Origin of the sequence: Collinsella sp. LCP21S3_A9, from assembly GCF_052118785.1 — a bacterium.
Classification (GTDB): Bacteria; Actinomycetota; Coriobacteriia; order Coriobacteriales; family Coriobacteriaceae; genus Collinsella.
In genome coordinates this window covers 118,258-133,074 of record NZ_JBQKGN010000005.1, presented here as the reverse complement: position 1 = coordinate 133,074, position 14,817 = coordinate 118,258, and the positions used below count along the sequence as shown (strand labels likewise).

The following is a 14,817-nucleotide window of genomic DNA, read 5'->3' as shown; positions in this document are numbered from 1 at the left end:
CCCCCCCCCCCCCCCCCCCCCCCCCCCCCCCCCCCCCCCCCCCCCCCCCCCCCCCCCCCCCCCCCCCCCCCGCCGCCATGCATCGCACGCTGACAATACGAGGTACTAGGAAATCAAAAGCTCAAAGGAATCCGTGATGCGCGTTCCCATGGTAACGGCGCCGTCTCCCGATTCGACTGTGGTATTCAGGTAGTACTTGCCATACTTCTTTTTAGGAACACCCTTAACCGTAAGGTCACAGTCCTCCTCCTCGACGGGAAGCGAGAACTCAAAACCCTTGTTTCTAACAAACGTACCGGTGACGTCCGTGTAGGTGCGATAGTCGTCACCATCGGATTGGGCGACGGTTTTTTCGGCGTTGTAGGTATCGTGGGCATGCAGCGTGGCCGAGATGTCTGCAACCACTTCGCCGGAATCGCTGATGCTCTTAAACACAATCACAAGGTCGTTTTTGCTCGCGCCGTAGCAAGTATGGCCCCAAGAGTTGCCCGTCTCCTTAAGTGCTCCGCGCCACGTGGTGTTGGCAAAGCTCGTGGGTTTATCGATATTGAGCTTCGCTGTGCTACCAGAGGTCGTGGTGGTCGACGAGGTCGCATTGCCCGTCGTGGAGGAGTCCTCGGCATCGGAGCTAGCGTCCTCGCCGTTCTTGCTTGTGGCCTTGAGCTCCGCCTTAGCATCCTTGAGGTCGGACTTTGCCTGATCGAGCTCGTCTTGCGTTTTTGTGAGTTCGTCCTTGGAAGATTCAAGCTGCCTCTTGAGCTTTTGAATCTGCTCCGTATTTTGCGGATGGGCCAAACCATATGAGTAGCCCGCCCAGCCGGTTCCCGCGCACAAGGCGGCAACGACAATAACGCCGGCGGCGATGGCGGGCGCATACGACTTGCCCAGGCGCTTGCGTGCCAGCTTGTACTCGGCCTTGGCCGTCTTGAGGCTCTCGCGGTCCTGTTCGAGCTGCTCTTCCTCACTGAGCGGCGTAGAACCAAAATCGGCATGGCAGGCAGGCTCAGTTTCCACGTCCTCGATCGTAGTGCCAAAGTCTGACAAGGGATCGACTACACGCGTGGCGTCCGAATCGGATTCGGGCACAGCGGGCTCAGACGCGCCGGGTGCCGCCACCGGCTGCTCGTCTGCTTTCGAAGCAGCATCCGCCTTAGGTAACTCCACCGTTGCCGCCGTAGCGGCCTCGCCGTCGCGCCAAGAAAAGGCAGGGCTCTGTGACACGGTCTGGGGCGTAGTATAGGGATCTTCGGGAACGGGCGCAGTCGACGAGGGCGCGGCAAGAGGCGATCCACACTCAGGGCAAAAACTAGCGTCATCGGGCAATAATGCACCGCAATAAGGGCATTCCATAGGGCACAACCTCTCAAAATGTGTCGCTTGCAGCCATCCTGCAACTTGGCGTATATGCCCTATAATGTCTCGATAGTTATGCAAAGCGTTGCGCAACATTTTTCGAGTCGGTACGCTTTGAGCGTAGCCTTTTCCTAACATGTTTGCAGTACGTCATTAAAGTTATCTGGGGAGGCAGCCGTGGCGGCGGAAACACCGTGCTCGATCCTCTACAACGACATCCGATCGTTCGGCGGTCTCAAGCATCTCGAGATTGCGCGAATGCTCATCAACGGCAATTCGTATGCGGGCAGCACCCTGCTCGACAAATGCTCTACCAACCGCTCGTACCTCACTCGCTACATCGTCCACCGCGAGCCCGCTCAGTGCGCGCCAGGTATCTACAATGACCTTACCGTCTCCACGCTCAACCTTGCCGCCGCCATCAGCAACAAGCTCGGCGGAGGCGATCGCGCCTATCAGAAAATATCCGAGCATTACAGCGGCCCGGCGGCCCAAGGCATGATGTCGATTCTCGCCGAGTATGATCTCGACGACCGCCTCTACGCCAATGCCTTGGGGCGTATCAACAGCTCCGATGACCACAGCCCCCGCGAAAAAAGCACGCTCTTCCTGATGCTCTTTGTGGCAACGGGAGCACTTGCCGATCCCGTTCAAGGCGTGGCCACCGTCGAGCGCTTTTGCGACAGCAAGACGGGCGGGCACTTTGGCACCACCGAAACTACCGTCGGACGTGGCTTTATGGGCAGTCTGGAGCAGCCGCGCACCGTCGCCCCCAACCTCGGTCTGCTCAGGACACATGCCGACAACTGCGTCGACATGCAAATCCATCCACTCACACGCGATCCGCGCGGCACCGTGATTGGTTCTCTGCCCAAAACCTCGCCCAGCATCACCGATGTGGGCGCCGACGCATCGCGCGAGCATCTTCGCATTTGGCTTGAGGGTGAGCACTGGTACGCCCAGGGCCTTGGATCGACCAACGGCACGGTGCTCGAATCGGGTGCAGGCGACGGCGATATCGTAATCGAGCCGCCCCGCGACCAACGAGAGCCCGGCAAAGTCTATCCCCCTGTGGAAATCGCCAACAGCGACAGGCTTCATTTGGGTCTCTATACAACGTTTCTCGTTATTGTGGACTAGCGCGTAGAGACGTGGGAAAACAGGTGTCACTCGTCTTATATCATTTACGTTGCACGCTGCACTATAAATAGCAATACGAGTCAGCTTATCGGCAAACACGTCTATCATGGGCTTTAATCGATAATCGCGTTCTCGGTGTGAGCACGCGGCCCCATCAAACGAAGGAACGCCTTGGATACCACCAACACCGCCCCTGGCGACAAACTCATCCGTCTCGACACGTTCGATACCGCTGTGGCGGTCGACCCCAGCGCCGAGGACGACGCCAAGCGCCGGTTTATGACGCTTATTCTTCAGACGGCATACCGCGACGGCGGCAATATCGGACACGTGCTTCGCGCGACCAACACAAGCGGCGAGGTCTTTGCCGTCAAGCTGCTCAAGGACAACGCCATCCTTTCTGACCAAACACCCGATCGCTCCGCCGAGCAAGCGGCTGCGCACCTGACCAACACCGCCGCGTTGTTCGAGGAGTACCGTCATCTGTGCACCGTCTCGCACCTGCGCGGATTTCCGCGCGTCTATGGCTATGGATCGTGCGAGGACGACCCGCTCATCCTCATGGAGTGGGTCAAGGGCACCTCGCTCAAGCAGGCGCTGCCCTTGCTTCCGCACGATGCCTCGGGCGGGCTAACCACCCAGATGGTGGCCGCCGTTGGAAACGCCGTGCTTCGCGCACTCCTGATGACCCAGGGACTCGTAAATCCGGTCGTCCATCGCGATCTGTCGCCCGCCAATATCATGTTCCGTACCACCAGTCGAACGCTCGAGCAGCAGATCGCCGATTGCTCCTTTGACCCCTGCCTCATCGACATGGGCTCCGCGACCATGGCCCTCGGCGACGACACGATCACCCGGCGCGCCGACATCTGGCGCTTTGCCACACCCGCATACGCCGCGCCCGAGATGCTCACGCAGGATATCGAAGGCATCGCGGCCCTTCGCCGCTCGCCCGCCATCGACGTCTATGCACTATCGAGCATTCTGTACCAGCTCTACAGCGGTCGTAAACCGTTCGATGTGGAGTCGACGGGTGCCGCGGCAACGGGCTCGTTCTACCTCATAAAGACCAAGACCAAGCCGGCGCCGCTCGAGCCGCGATGCAATGACGACGAAGCGCTCGTCCAGATCATCATGAAAGGCATTTCAGTCGAGCAGTGCGATCGTCCTACCGAGCAGCAGATGCTCGAGGTGCTCTCGGCATACTTCACCGATGCCGAATCCGAGGGCCGCGAAGGCGCAGGAGACGAGGCCGCGATTGATATCGATTCTGGCACGCACCTTAAGGTCGACGTCGCCGGTGAACGCGCCCGAGCGCTTTTGGAGCAGGCCCGTCGCGATGCCATGACCCGCCGCCGGTTTATTATCGGCGGCGTCGCCGCTGCCGTCGTGGGACTCGGCGCCATTGGAGCCGCCACTCACGGCTTTGGCATTCCCGACTACCTCGACGGCATCCGCAGCTCCCTTAACGACTACACCTGGGACCAGCTGCAGGAGATTTCGCTTAAGATCAAGGCTGCAGAGACGCGTAATGAGGCACGCGAGATCGCCAAGCGCTATCATCTGCTCGACGATGACGGTCATATCCCCTATCCATGCACCAAGCGCGTCACGCTCACCAACGGGCTGGAGGTCGGCGCACAACTCGTGGGCATCCGCCACGACGAGCTTCTAGACGGGACGGGCAAGGCCGGACTGACGTTTATGTTCGATGCCGGCATTGCCGAGCGCGATGCCGCGGCCCAACCGTTGAGCGCCGGCTGGGCAGATTGCGAGCTGCGGGAATGGCTCGATAACGATGGCCTTAAGCTGCTGCCCAACGAGTTGCGCGCACTCATTAAATCTGTCAAAAAGATCTCGAATAACGTTGGCGCTGCCAGAAGCGCATCGTGTCTGAGCGAGTTGCCCGCAACCCTTTGGCTGCCCGCCATGGTCGAGTTGTGCGGTACGCAACCGCCCGATTCGTTTGCCGAGGACTATCACTACCTGGCAGACATCTACAACGGCGAGGGCAAGGAGTATCAGCTCTTCCGCGAGCTCAAGGTGAGCCCGTATTCCACGAACGAGACGATGGTCCGCCAGTGGAAGGGCAAGAACACCTGTTGGTGGGAACGAACGGCGAGCCCCGACACATCGGAGAGCGAAGGCACACTCTATATGAACCGCGTGGGACACGACGGCGACGTCTTTATGTACGCAACGCCTGCGGAAAAGCCAAACAAGCGAACCTGCGTGATTCCCGGATTCTGCATCTAGGCAGCGGGCGTCTTGCCGTGACGGGACCCCACCCCGGTAATCGTCTTAATCTGTAACAGTTAGAGCCCAAAACCGGTCTAGTTGTTACAGATCGAGACAAAACCCCAGCCCCGCGAGACAACATCTCAATCTGTAACAGTAAGGGGTCAAAAACCTCTCTAGATGTTACAGATCAAGACATTTGAGTTGACCGCGGACGGTCCGTCTCGATCTGTAACAGTTAGAGGTTATATTTTCCGCCAGACGTTACAGATTGAGACATTGAGTTTCCTGCCAGCTGTTTGTCTTGATCTGTAACAAATACTCGGTAAAACCGGGTCTAAATGTTACAGATCGAGACGTTAGTTTTCGGCTGAAATGTTTGTCTAAATCTGTAACAGCTATGGTTCAAAAACCGGTCCAGACGTTACAGATTGAGATGTTTGGCAGAGGCGGCCACCGATTGAGCAACCACCCTCATCTGTAATGAAAAGTCATGCATTTCAACTTTTGCCATACACCCCCAGGGGGTATGGGTGTATAGTATCGAGAGGTTAACAATTCCAACACCGAACCACAGAAAGGAGAAGCCATGGCTCAAGATAAGTTCGACGTAGGCGGCATGACATGCGCCGCCTGCCAGGCGCACGTGGACCGCGCCGTGAGCAAGCTCGACGGCGTCCAAAGCGTCGCGGTCAACCTACTTGCCGGTTCCATGATGGTCGACTACGACCCCGCGCAGGTCTCCCCCGACGATATCTGCACCGCCGTCGACCGCGCGGGCTACTCGGCCTCACCCGTCAGCACGGGCACCGGTGCCGCCGGCTCAAACGGCAGCGCGCAAGTCAGGTCTGACGCCGCCCATATGGAGTCGCCCACCAAAAAGCTGGAGGCCGCCGCCTCTGCCATGCGCACCCGCCTCATCGTCTCGATCGTCTTCCTCATCCCACTGTTCTACATAGGCATGGGACACATGCTCGGCTGGCCACTGCCCGGCATTTTCACCGACCATATCCACAGCATGACGCTCGCCCTCACCGAGCTCGTTCTGCTCATCCCCATCGTCTACGTCAACGACGCGTACTTTATCAACGGGTTTAAATCGCTCGCGCACGGCGCACCCACCATGGATGCCCTCATCGCCGTGGGCGCCACCGCTTCCATTGCCTGGTCGCTCTATGCCATGTTCATCATGGCCGACCAGCTGGCCACAGCTCAGGTGCACGAGGCCATGATGACAGGCATGGACAATCTGTATTTTGAGAGCGCGGGCACGATCCTGTCGCTCGTCACCGTGGGCAAATACCTCGAGACGCGCAGTAAGTCCAAAACCGGCGGCGCCATCGAGGCGCTCATCGATCTGGCGCCTAAAACCGCGACCGTCGTTGCCGACGACGGCAGCGAAACCACCGTCGACGTCGATAGCATCCTTCCCGGCCAGGTCCTGCGCGTGCACCCCGGCGAGTCAATCCCCGTCGATGGCGTGGTGCTCGAGGGTAGCTCGGCCGTGGACGAGAGTGCGCTCACCGGCGAGTCAATCCCCGTGGAAAAGACCGCCGGCGACACCGTCAACGCCGCCACCGTCAACCGCACCGGCTCGTTTACCTTCCGCGCCACGCGGGTTGGTGCCGAGACATCACTCGCCAAGATTATCCAGCTCGTCGAGGATGCCAACGCCACCAAGGCGCCCATCGCCCGCATGGCCGACAAGGTCGCCGGCGTGTTCGTGCCCGTGGTGTTCGTGATCTCGGCCGTGACCTTTGCGGTGTGGATGGCACTGACCGGCAGCATAAACGAGGCACTTACCTCCGCCGTGGCCGTGCTCGTGATCAGTTGTCCCTGCGCGCTCGGCCTAGCCACGCCCGTCGCCATTATGGTAGGCACCGGCAAGGGCGCCGAGATGGGCATTCTGTTTAAGAGCGCCGAGGCGCTGGAGAACCTGCGCGGTGTGGGTACCGTGGTGCTCGATAAGACGGGTACGGTCACCCGCGGCAAACCTGCCGTGACCGATATTGTGGTAGCCACGCGCGCCGACGGCTCGCCCGCCATGAGTGAAAAGGCGTTACTGAAGCTCGCTGCCGCGCTGGAGCGCTCGAGCGAGCATCCGCTGGCCGAGGCGATTATGACCGAGTGCGAGGCGCGCGGAATCGTGGCGCGCATGGTCGAGGACTTTGCCGCCGTGCCTGGACGAGGCGTTACGGCGCGCGAGGGGCAGAATATCATCGCAGCCGGCAACGTGCGTCTGATGAACGAGCTGGGCGCGGAGGTGCCCGCCGGTCTTGCCGAGCGATTCGCCGTCGAGGGCAAGACACCGTTGTTCTTTGCCAAGAACGGCGATCTTGTCGGCACCATTGCCGTAGCTGACGAGGTCAAGGAGACGAGCGCCGAGGCCATCGCTGCGATGCGTTCGCTCGTCGTCGACGTGCGCATGCTCACCGGCGACAACCGTGTGACGGCCGAAGCAATCGCCCGCCGCGTAGGACTGAGCAGCAAGCAGGTCATTGCCGACGTGCTTCCCGCCGACAAGGAACGCCACGTGCGCGAACTGCAGGATGCGGGCGGCAAGGTCGCCATGGTGGGCGACGGCATCAACGACTCCCCTGCCCTGGCGCGCGCCGACGTGGGCCTTGCTATCGGCACCGGCGCCGACATCGCCAAGGAAGGGGCAGATGTGGTACTCATGCGCAGCGATCTCATGGACGTCGCTCGCGCCATCGAGCTTTCGCGCGCCACGATTCGCAACATCAAGCAAGACCTGTTCTGGGCGCTGTTCTACAACGGCATCGGCATTCCGCTCGCTGCGGGCGTGTTCTTCCCCCTCACCGGCTGGCAGCTCTCGCCGATGTTTGGCGCCGCAGCCATGAGCCTGTCGAGCGTGTGCGTCGTGTCCAATGCTCTGCGCCTGAAATCCTTTAAGCCTAAAGTGGCAAAATAGGCTCACCATCACGTCCATTTAGAACGGGTTTTCCAGGTGCCCGAGATTGACCTGAAAGAGGAGCGACGCGTACTTTGGTACGCGAGCGACGGCTTGAAGGTCAAGATCGGGTGCCTGGGAAAGCCGACACAACAGAGAGGAATACCCATGCGATACACAATTAAGACTTCCGGCCTTATGTGTGGCCACTGCGACGCTACTGTCGAGACGGCACTGCTCAACGTTGCCGGCGTGACCGACGCCGATGCCGATCACGAGACTCAGACGGTACAGGTGGAGTGCGCCGACACCGTGGCCGCCGAGCAGCTCGCTGCCGCCGTCGAGAGCGCCGGCGAGAAGTTCCACGCCCTGTCCGTGACCGCAGCCTAGCAGCTACCAGAAGCATTCGACCCCATCGACCAGAAACGAGGACCCGCCATGATGGCAGACCACAAATCGGTGAACCGTATGCTCAAGACGGCGCGCGGCCAGATCGACGGCATCCTGCGGATGGTCGAGGAGGACCGCTACTGCGTCGATATTTCCACGCAGCTCATGGCCACACAGGCACTCCTCGCGCGCATTAACGCCGACGTGCTCAAGGCGCATATCGAGGGCTGCGTGACTTCGGCAATCGAATCGGGCGACGAAGACCTCAAAGCCGCGAAGCTCGCCGAGATCGAACGCGTCGTCGACAAGCTCTCTAAGTAATCGGCGCATTGGGGACAAACCACTTTGCACCGTCTTGATGTTCCGAGGACAGGTATGTTTGCACCACATTGGTGCAGATTAACCTGTCCCCCTTGCTCTAAATCGGGTATAAAGGCGTGCGGCATATCGAATGAAAGGCAATTTGCATGAATGACTTTATGAAGGGCCGCAATGGCGCCGACGAGCTCACCATTGTGATGGGTTTTGCGGGCATCGTCATCGCGATGATCGGATCGATGGCCCGCGTCCAGTGGCTCAGTTGGATCGCCATCGCCGTCATCGTGATCGGCGTGCTGCGCGGCCTGTCCAAAAACATCGACGCACGTCGCAAGGAGAACGAGGCCTTTGTCGCCGGCTCGGCTAAGGTCCCCGGCTTGGGCAAGTTTGTCGCCAGCTTGGGTGGCGGCGCTGCAGCGGCCAGCACCTCACGCGCGGCCGGCACCAGTAAGGAAGACTTTGAGCGTGCCAAGCGCACGGCCAAGAAGATGTGGAAAGGTCGCAAGACCACGGCATACCTCAAGTGCCCCAACTGCGGCCAGATGCTCTCCGTTCCCAAGGGCAAAGGCAAGATCCGCGTCACCTGCCCCAAGTGCCACGCCAAGATGGAGACGCGCTCGTAGCCGCCATACCGCAGGACAAAATAAAAGCCGAGGCCTCGCACTGGGACCTCGGCTTTTTTAAATGCGACAAAGGGCCCGCCCCCGTCACGCCTACGCCACGCCGTCGCGGGCAAGCTCCTCGGCAAGCGCCTCGGCTGGCATGGCCATAATCGTGTCGAGCTCGGCGTCCACCTCGGGAATACGCCTCACCTTGAGTTTGCGCACCAGATCGCCACGACACATCACGTGCATCGGCTCGCGCAGAGCGCACAGGTCATCGAGCGGGTTCTCGCGCGTCACCAGGATATCGGCAGCCTTGCCGCACTCGATCGCACCGGTCTCGCCACCCAGCCCCAGCAGCTCAGCATTGACCTGCGTAGCCGTATGCAGCGCAAACGCATTGCTCACGCCCACGTACTTGGCAAAATAGGCCACCTCGCGCCACATGTCGTACTGGGTCACGAACGGGCAGCTCGAATCCGTACCCAAACCTACCTTGATACCGGCTTCCAGCGCCGCACGAGCGCTCTCGATAATGCCCGAGCACACGATATCGCCGTTCTTCTTTTGCGTGTCAGTCGAATGAGTCTTTTCCGGATCGAGCAGCACAAACGGCAGTGCGGGGCTGATCGTGCAGGTCACACTCGGCGCACGCCCCTCGAGCTGAGTTCCCGCGGCGCCGCGGTACAGCTCCAGGATCTCGGGCGTCAACGGAGCGCCGTGCTCGATCGTATCGACGCCGGCCTCGAGCGCGGCCTTCACGCCCTCGGTGCTCTCGACATGAGCCATAACCGGAAGGCCCATATCGTGCGCTGCCTTGCACGCCGCCGCGGCAACCTCCACCGGCATACGCAGCACGCCCGGCTCGCCCACCTCGGTCGCATCGAACACGCCGCCCGTTACGAACAATTTAATGACGTCGGCACCGCGCGCATACAGGTCGCGCACCTGTTCGGCCGCCTCGGAGGGACTGTTGGCCACCTGGGCGAACAAGCCCGCGCCGTGGCCACCCGGCACCGTGACGCCCGTTCCCGGCGCCACCAAACGCGGACCCTGATACTTGCCGGCGTCGATAGCATCGCGCACGGCCAGATCGGCAAACAGCGGGTCGCCCGCGCCGCGCACCGTGGTCACGCCGCTTGCCAGCTGCTGTTGGACGCTGCCCTTAAGAATATGGCGCACGATAGCGCGCCCCACGGGATTATCGAGCTTTTTCATCAGCGCGCCCGCATCGCCCGCCGAAACCGGCTTGCCCGAGCCGCACAGATGCACATGCATATTGATGAGGCCCGGCATGAGATACGCCCCGGCCAGGTCGAGGACCTCGGCACCTGCAGGCGCCTGCGCAACAGCGCTCGGCCCCATCCACGTGATGACACCGCGCTCAACGGCCACGGCCATGTCGGGCTGCGGCTCCATATGCTCCGAACCATCCAGGACGGTCGCATTGATAAACAACGTGGAACGATCGGCAGACGCCATATCGAGCTCCTCCCTCACGATTAACTTGAACATTTGTCCATTATCACCTAATGCAGCAAACTAAAGTCGAACATATCGGTTAGCGGAGGGACGAGAGAGCTGTGAGGGCAAACGGAGACAGCACGGCAATGCTCCGGCCGTTCCAGCAAAACGTCTTGATTTGTAACAGGTAGACCAGGTTTTAGCAGCCAGATGTTACAGATCGAGACAAACTCGACAGGAACAACCACATCCGCGTTAGTCGTATCCCTCAGCGCCCATACCACTGACGCTTCCATCCCTCAGCCAAATCGGCCCGCTGCGAAATACCCGCCAGCCTCATCTTTTCAGCCAGCTTCCCCGGGTTCTTAAGTTCATCAAACGTGAACCTCAGCACCTTGTGCCCGAGCAATGTCAGATGAGATTCTCGCTGACGCTCTGCTACGAACGGGTCGACCGACTCCCGGTCCCCACCATCCTGCAGGGTATACTTTCCTCTTCCGTCGAGCTCGCCAATCACGCACGTCCCGTCCTCGAGCCTCCAGAAATAATCGACCCGAAACACCTGGCTCGAATCGAGCGGATCGCAAAACTCCACCTGCAACTCTGGCACCGGAAAACCGTATGCAATAAAGAACGCTCGGAACCGAGACTCGCCACCATTTTCGGACAGCCCGTCCGCATGCGACGCAATCACCTGAGCTCTGCGATACCCGCGTCTGCCCTCGCAATCGGCCTGGAGCCGTTCGCAGAGGTCGTCGCGCGATATGCCCTTCGCCCGCAGCGCAGAATCGGCAATCGCCAGACCATATGAAAACGGCACACGCAGCAGACAATCCTCCACCGTGCGCCAAAACGGCGTCACTCGCACGCCGTCGACGCGCTCAAGCGCACCCGCCGCCTGCGGACGCAGCAGCCTATATCCCGTACTCAACGCCACCGAACAACCCGTCTTGACCAAGTAACGCGGCCCGAGCAGATCATTCGGCACCTCCAGACCCCATATCAGCGCGGCGTCATACCCCCAAAACGCCCAATCGGGATGAAACTCCGCAAGCCCCTTGATGGTCCGCCGAGCCCGCTCCGGCGGCGTCAACGCATCCCATTCATGCTGAAAACAGAATAGGTGCGATTCGGGCTCCGCAATATCGTCTGTGCCCACATGGCGCCGCAGCCACATGAGCTCGGCATTATCGTGCGTCGCAAGCAGCACGCCTTGTTCAGCCACCTCCGTGAGTCTGGCAAGCATCCTATTCCGCGCCAAGGTGCTACGTGTTGCATGTTTGTGTTTGAAAACGGTATTAGACACTTTCATCACCACCACGTCAGACAAATGGACCATCGTCACCGTTGCCTCCGCTGACAAATGTCTTGATCTGTAACAGGAAGACAGTCTTTGAGCCTCTAGTTGTTACAGATTTAGATTGTTCGGCACCGCGCCCAACCTTTGTCTCGATCTGTAACAGTTAGGTCGAATTTTGGCCTGTAGATGTTACAGGTTGAGACATTTCCCCAGATAGGCGCCAAACGTCTCAATCTGTAACAGTTGGATCGAGTTCTGGCCTGCAGATGTTACAGATCGAGACATCCCCCCTGCCGGGTGCCAAACGTCTCAATCTGTAACAGTTAGACGTTCTCCAGACCCCTAAACGTTACAGATTTAGACAAACCAGCAACGCCCAAGCAGTCGTCTCGATCTGTAACGGGTAGACCGGTTTTTTGTCCCTAAACGTTACAGATCGAGATATAAAGGCAGAAGGCAAGGCAGGCGGCAGATGCCCATCCCCTACTCCCATTCCTGTTCGTAGATGTTGAGTGACTTTACGTAGCGCCCCTGGGCACCCATGATGTCGCGAACCAGCCGTAAGAAGAAGCTGATACACGAGGTATCGAAGCCATCTTCTAGGTCCTCAGGATGCACGGCGCCAGGCCCGTCGACCGCCGTGTCGCTCAGGCGCGCAATGTCGTAGAGGTAGAGCTGCCCCGCCGTCAGCCAGACATCGTCGACGCACGCGAGGCGCACTGCAATCGCGCCATCGCGCCAGTGCTCCTTTTGCACGATATGCGGATCGTAGACGTCAAAGCGACGGTCGGTACGCGTGTCACGCAGCGCGACCATGCCGGTCGCGGGATCCTTATCCAAAATGCCAAAGCGCGAAAAATAGTGCGTGTCGCGCACCTGCTCGAGTCGTCTGAGCGAGACGGGCGAAAGCGACGCCGGCGGCTCGTCAACATACAGCTCAAGCAGCGTCTTGCCATGGTAATAGGGACGCTCGAACAGCAGCCAATCGGTAAATGCCATGTTATAGGCCATGATTTCATTTTGCGAGGGCTCCTCGCAATAGCTGAGCCATGGATCGACTATCACTTCGAACTGTGTACGCGCCGCCTCCAAAAACTGAAACTTGCGCAGCATCCAAAACTGGGCCATGCCGGCAATATCGTCACCGACGGCCTCGGCCAGACGTCCCCGGTCCAAAACATGATCAGCCATGGCATCCTCCTCAAACTGATAAACCTCAATTTGAGCTTACGAGGAGGGCGGGTGGTCGCCGCCATCACGGGCAAAATGGGCATCGGGCTGCAAACCAGATGCTGACCAAGCACTTGACGGGATACTTGCAGATTATGCAAATTGCCACAAAATCGCGGGTAGAACTAGACGAATCACCCGCGCCGCTGTCCGCAAACAACTAAAGCCGCCACATAAACAGCAGAGCGCAACGAGCGCAAACGCCAACGGGTAGGCAGCCAAACGTCGGCAAACGAGCAAAACGCTCGCAAACCCGCAAGGAGTGTCCCCGGATGCCGGCATATAAGGAACGTCCCCAGCTGCCGGCACTTGGGGACGTTCCTTATATGCCGGCCGTTGGGGACAGCCCTTGCCGATTCGATTGTTGAGTAACTCCGTGATTGTCTTACAGCCCCAGCGCCTCGGCGACCTCGGCTGCGCAGGCGAGGGCATCGGCCATGGCACTCATCACGAGCGAGCTGCCGTTGCGGGCATCGCCGGCCACATACACCGGCGCGGCATCCGCGGCAACGCCATCCACGCGAGCCGCAAGATGCGAGTCCTCGGAGGCCATCACGGGCAACGGACGGCCCGCCGTGCCAATAGGCACGTCAACAGCGTCGAACACGCCGTGCTCCGGACCCGTAAAGCCACAGGCGATCAGCACCAGCTGGGCCGGCACCTCGTGCTCGGAGCCCGCAATGCGTTCGGGCTTGCCGGCCGACCAGTCCAGATCGACCACGCGCAGGCCCGCGGCCGCGCCCTTCTTGTCCAGCAATACCTCGAGCGTATCCACGCCCCAAGCACGCATCTCGCCGCCCATGGCAGCGATAGCCTCCTGCTGACCGTAGTCGGTCTTCTTAACGTTGGGCCACTGCGGCCAGGGATTGCTCGCCGCACGCTTATCGGGCGCAGCCGGCAAGAACTCAAACTGACGCACACTGCGTGCACCCTGGCGCACCGCGGTACCCACGCAGTCGTTGCCGGTATCGCCGCCGCCAATGACTACAACGTCCAGGCCGCGCGCGTTCACCGCGGGCTCACCGCCATCGAGCACCGACACGGTCGAAGCCGTCAGGTAGTCCACGGCATACACCACGCCCGGGGCATCCACATTCGTAGCCAAAAGACCGCGGGGCGTACGAGCACCGGCAGCCACCACAACGGCGTCAAAACCATTGAGCTTGGCCGCCACCGCAGGGTTCGTAACGTCAGTACCCAGCTCAAAGACAATGCCCAGCTCGCGCATGAGCGCCACGCGGCGCTCGACCACGGACTTCTCGAGCTTCATGTTGGGAATGCCGTACATGAGCAGACCGCCTGGGCGGTCGTCGCGCTCAAACACCGTCACGCGGGCACCGCGACGCGCAAGTTCCCATGCAGCCACCAGGCCAGCCGGGCCGGAGCCCACCACGGCGACCGAGGGTGCGTCCTCCCCTGCCGGCTCAAAGCGACGTGGGCCGCCGTTTGCCCATTCGTGGTCGCTGATCGCGCGCTCGTTATCGTGAATCGTTGTGGGCTGGCCGTCGACCGAACCCAGGTTGCACGCAGCCTCGCACAGTGCCGGGCACACGCGGCTCGTAAACTCGGGCATGGGCGAGGTGAGCGACAGGCGCTCGGCCGCCTCGTCCCAGCGACCGCGATACACCAGCTCGTTCCACTCGGGAATCAGGTTGTGCAGCGGACAGCCACTCGGACGCGCCTTGCCAAAGCTCGCACCCATCTGGCAAAACGCCACGCCGCACATCATGCAGCGGCTCGCCTGGGCGCGGCGCGCATCGTCGTCGAGCTCCACATACAGCGGATCGAAATCGCGGCTGCGCTCCTCCACGGGGCGCAGCTCGTGGGTCACGCGATCGATATCAAGAAAAGCACCGGGCTTACCCATGGCA

Annotated in this window: 11 protein-coding genes and 1 pseudogene; 6 read left to right on the top strand and 6 right to left on the bottom strand. The window is 60.5% G+C overall.

All coding sequences use genetic code 11. The features are described 5' to 3' along the window. Positions 1–105: 105 nt before the first annotated feature. Together ACTQ05_RS03550 and ACTQ05_RS03545 are read right to left on the bottom strand one after the other, a co-directional pair. Positions 106–1,164, bottom strand: coding sequence for a hypothetical protein (locus tag ACTQ05_RS03550; RefSeq protein ID WP_441537962.1), 1,059 nt, complete (start codon positions 1,162–1,164; stop codon positions 106–108). 120 nt (positions 1,165–1,284) lie between these two features. After that, positions 1,285–1,350: pseudogene (locus ACTQ05_RS03545) on the bottom strand (zinc-ribbon domain-containing protein); the annotation flags it as partial. 180 nt (positions 1,351–1,530) lie between these two features. On the opposite strand from ACTQ05_RS03545, the gene ACTQ05_RS03540 reads away from it, so the two are divergent. From ACTQ05_RS03540 to ACTQ05_RS03515, 6 genes are all read left to right on the top strand, one after another. Continuing rightward, on the top strand, positions 1,531–2,493 hold the full coding sequence (locus ACTQ05_RS03540; protein ID WP_441537958.1) for an FHA domain-containing protein: 963 nt from the start codon (positions 1,531–1,533) through the stop codon (positions 2,491–2,493). Positions 2,494–2,664: 171 nt separating this feature from the next. Further along, complete coding sequence (locus ACTQ05_RS03535; RefSeq protein WP_441537956.1) at positions 2,665–4,749, top strand: protein kinase domain-containing protein; 2,085 nt, start codon at positions 2,665–2,667, stop codon at positions 4,747–4,749. 571 nt (positions 4,750–5,320) lie between these two features. Further along, positions 5,321–7,663 (top strand): heavy metal translocating P-type ATPase, encoded by a 2,343-nt coding sequence (locus ACTQ05_RS03530; RefSeq protein WP_441537954.1) that lies wholly within the window; start codon positions 5,321–5,323, stop codon positions 7,661–7,663. 147 nt (positions 7,664–7,810) lie between these two features. After that, positions 7,811–8,032, top strand: coding sequence for a heavy-metal-associated domain-containing protein (locus tag ACTQ05_RS03525; RefSeq protein WP_154515953.1), 222 nt, complete (start codon positions 7,811–7,813; stop codon positions 8,030–8,032). 51 nt (positions 8,033–8,083) lie between these two features. Further along, entirely contained in the window at positions 8,084–8,353 is a 270-nt protein-coding gene (locus ACTQ05_RS03520) for a metal-sensing transcriptional repressor (RefSeq protein ID WP_229778266.1), read from the top strand. Between the two features lie 146 nt (positions 8,354–8,499). Beyond that, positions 8,500–8,973 carry a hypothetical protein gene (locus ACTQ05_RS03515; protein WP_427717775.1) on the top strand — a complete coding sequence of 158 codons (474 nt, stop codon included), beginning with the start codon at positions 8,500–8,502 and terminating at the stop codon, positions 8,971–8,973. A 90-nt stretch (positions 8,974–9,063) separates the two neighbouring features. Here the strand turns inward: ACTQ05_RS03515 and ACTQ05_RS03510 are convergent, their stop codons facing one another. The 4 genes from ACTQ05_RS03510 to ACTQ05_RS03495 form a co-directional block, all read right to left on the bottom strand. Further along, the gene (locus tag ACTQ05_RS03510; RefSeq protein WP_441537952.1) at positions 9,064–10,467 is read right to left on the bottom strand and encodes an amidohydrolase family protein; all 1,404 of its coding nucleotides are present in this window, start codon (positions 10,465–10,467) and stop codon (positions 9,064–9,066) included. A gap of 217 nt (positions 10,468–10,684) precedes the next feature. Further along, the gene (locus ACTQ05_RS03505) at positions 10,685–11,761 is read right to left on the bottom strand and encodes a hypothetical protein (protein ID WP_441537950.1); all 1,077 of its coding nucleotides are present in this window, start codon (positions 11,759–11,761) and stop codon (positions 10,685–10,687) included. 438 nt (positions 11,762–12,199) lie between these two features. Then, complete coding sequence (locus ACTQ05_RS03500) at positions 12,200–12,907, bottom strand: hypothetical protein (protein ID WP_441537949.1); 708 nt, start codon at positions 12,905–12,907, stop codon at positions 12,200–12,202. A 424-nt stretch (positions 12,908–13,331) separates the two neighbouring features. After that, positions 13,332–14,813 carry a glutamate synthase subunit beta gene (locus ACTQ05_RS03495; RefSeq protein ID WP_441537948.1) on the bottom strand — a complete coding sequence of 494 codons (1,482 nt, stop codon included), beginning with the start codon at positions 14,811–14,813 and terminating at the stop codon, positions 13,332–13,334. Between the last annotated feature and the right edge of the window lie 4 nt (positions 14,814–14,817).

Coding starts and splice junctions, on each gene's coding strand:
- ACTQ05_RS03530 (WP_441537954.1), top strand. CDS start 5,321: ATGGCTCAAGATAAGTTCGACGTAGGCGGCATGACATGCGCCGCCTGC.
- ACTQ05_RS03525 (WP_154515953.1), top strand. CDS start 7,811: ATGCGATACACAATTAAGACTTCCGGCCTTATGTGTGGCCACTGCGAC.
- ACTQ05_RS03520 (WP_229778266.1), top strand. CDS start 8,084: ATGGCAGACCACAAATCGGTGAACCGTATGCTCAAGACGGCGCGCGGC.
- ACTQ05_RS03515 (WP_427717775.1), top strand. CDS start 8,500: ATGAATGACTTTATGAAGGGCCGCAATGGCGCCGACGAGCTCACCATT.
- ACTQ05_RS03510 (WP_441537952.1), bottom strand. CDS start 10,467: ATGTTCAAGTTAATCGTGAGGGAGGAGCTCGATATGGCGTCTGCCGAT.
- ACTQ05_RS03500 (WP_441537949.1), bottom strand. CDS start 12,907: ATGGCTGATCATGTTTTGGACCGGGGACGTCTGGCCGAGGCCGTCGGT.
- ACTQ05_RS03495 (WP_441537948.1), bottom strand. CDS start 14,813: ATGGGTAAGCCCGGTGCTTTTCTTGATATCGATCGCGTGACCCACGAG.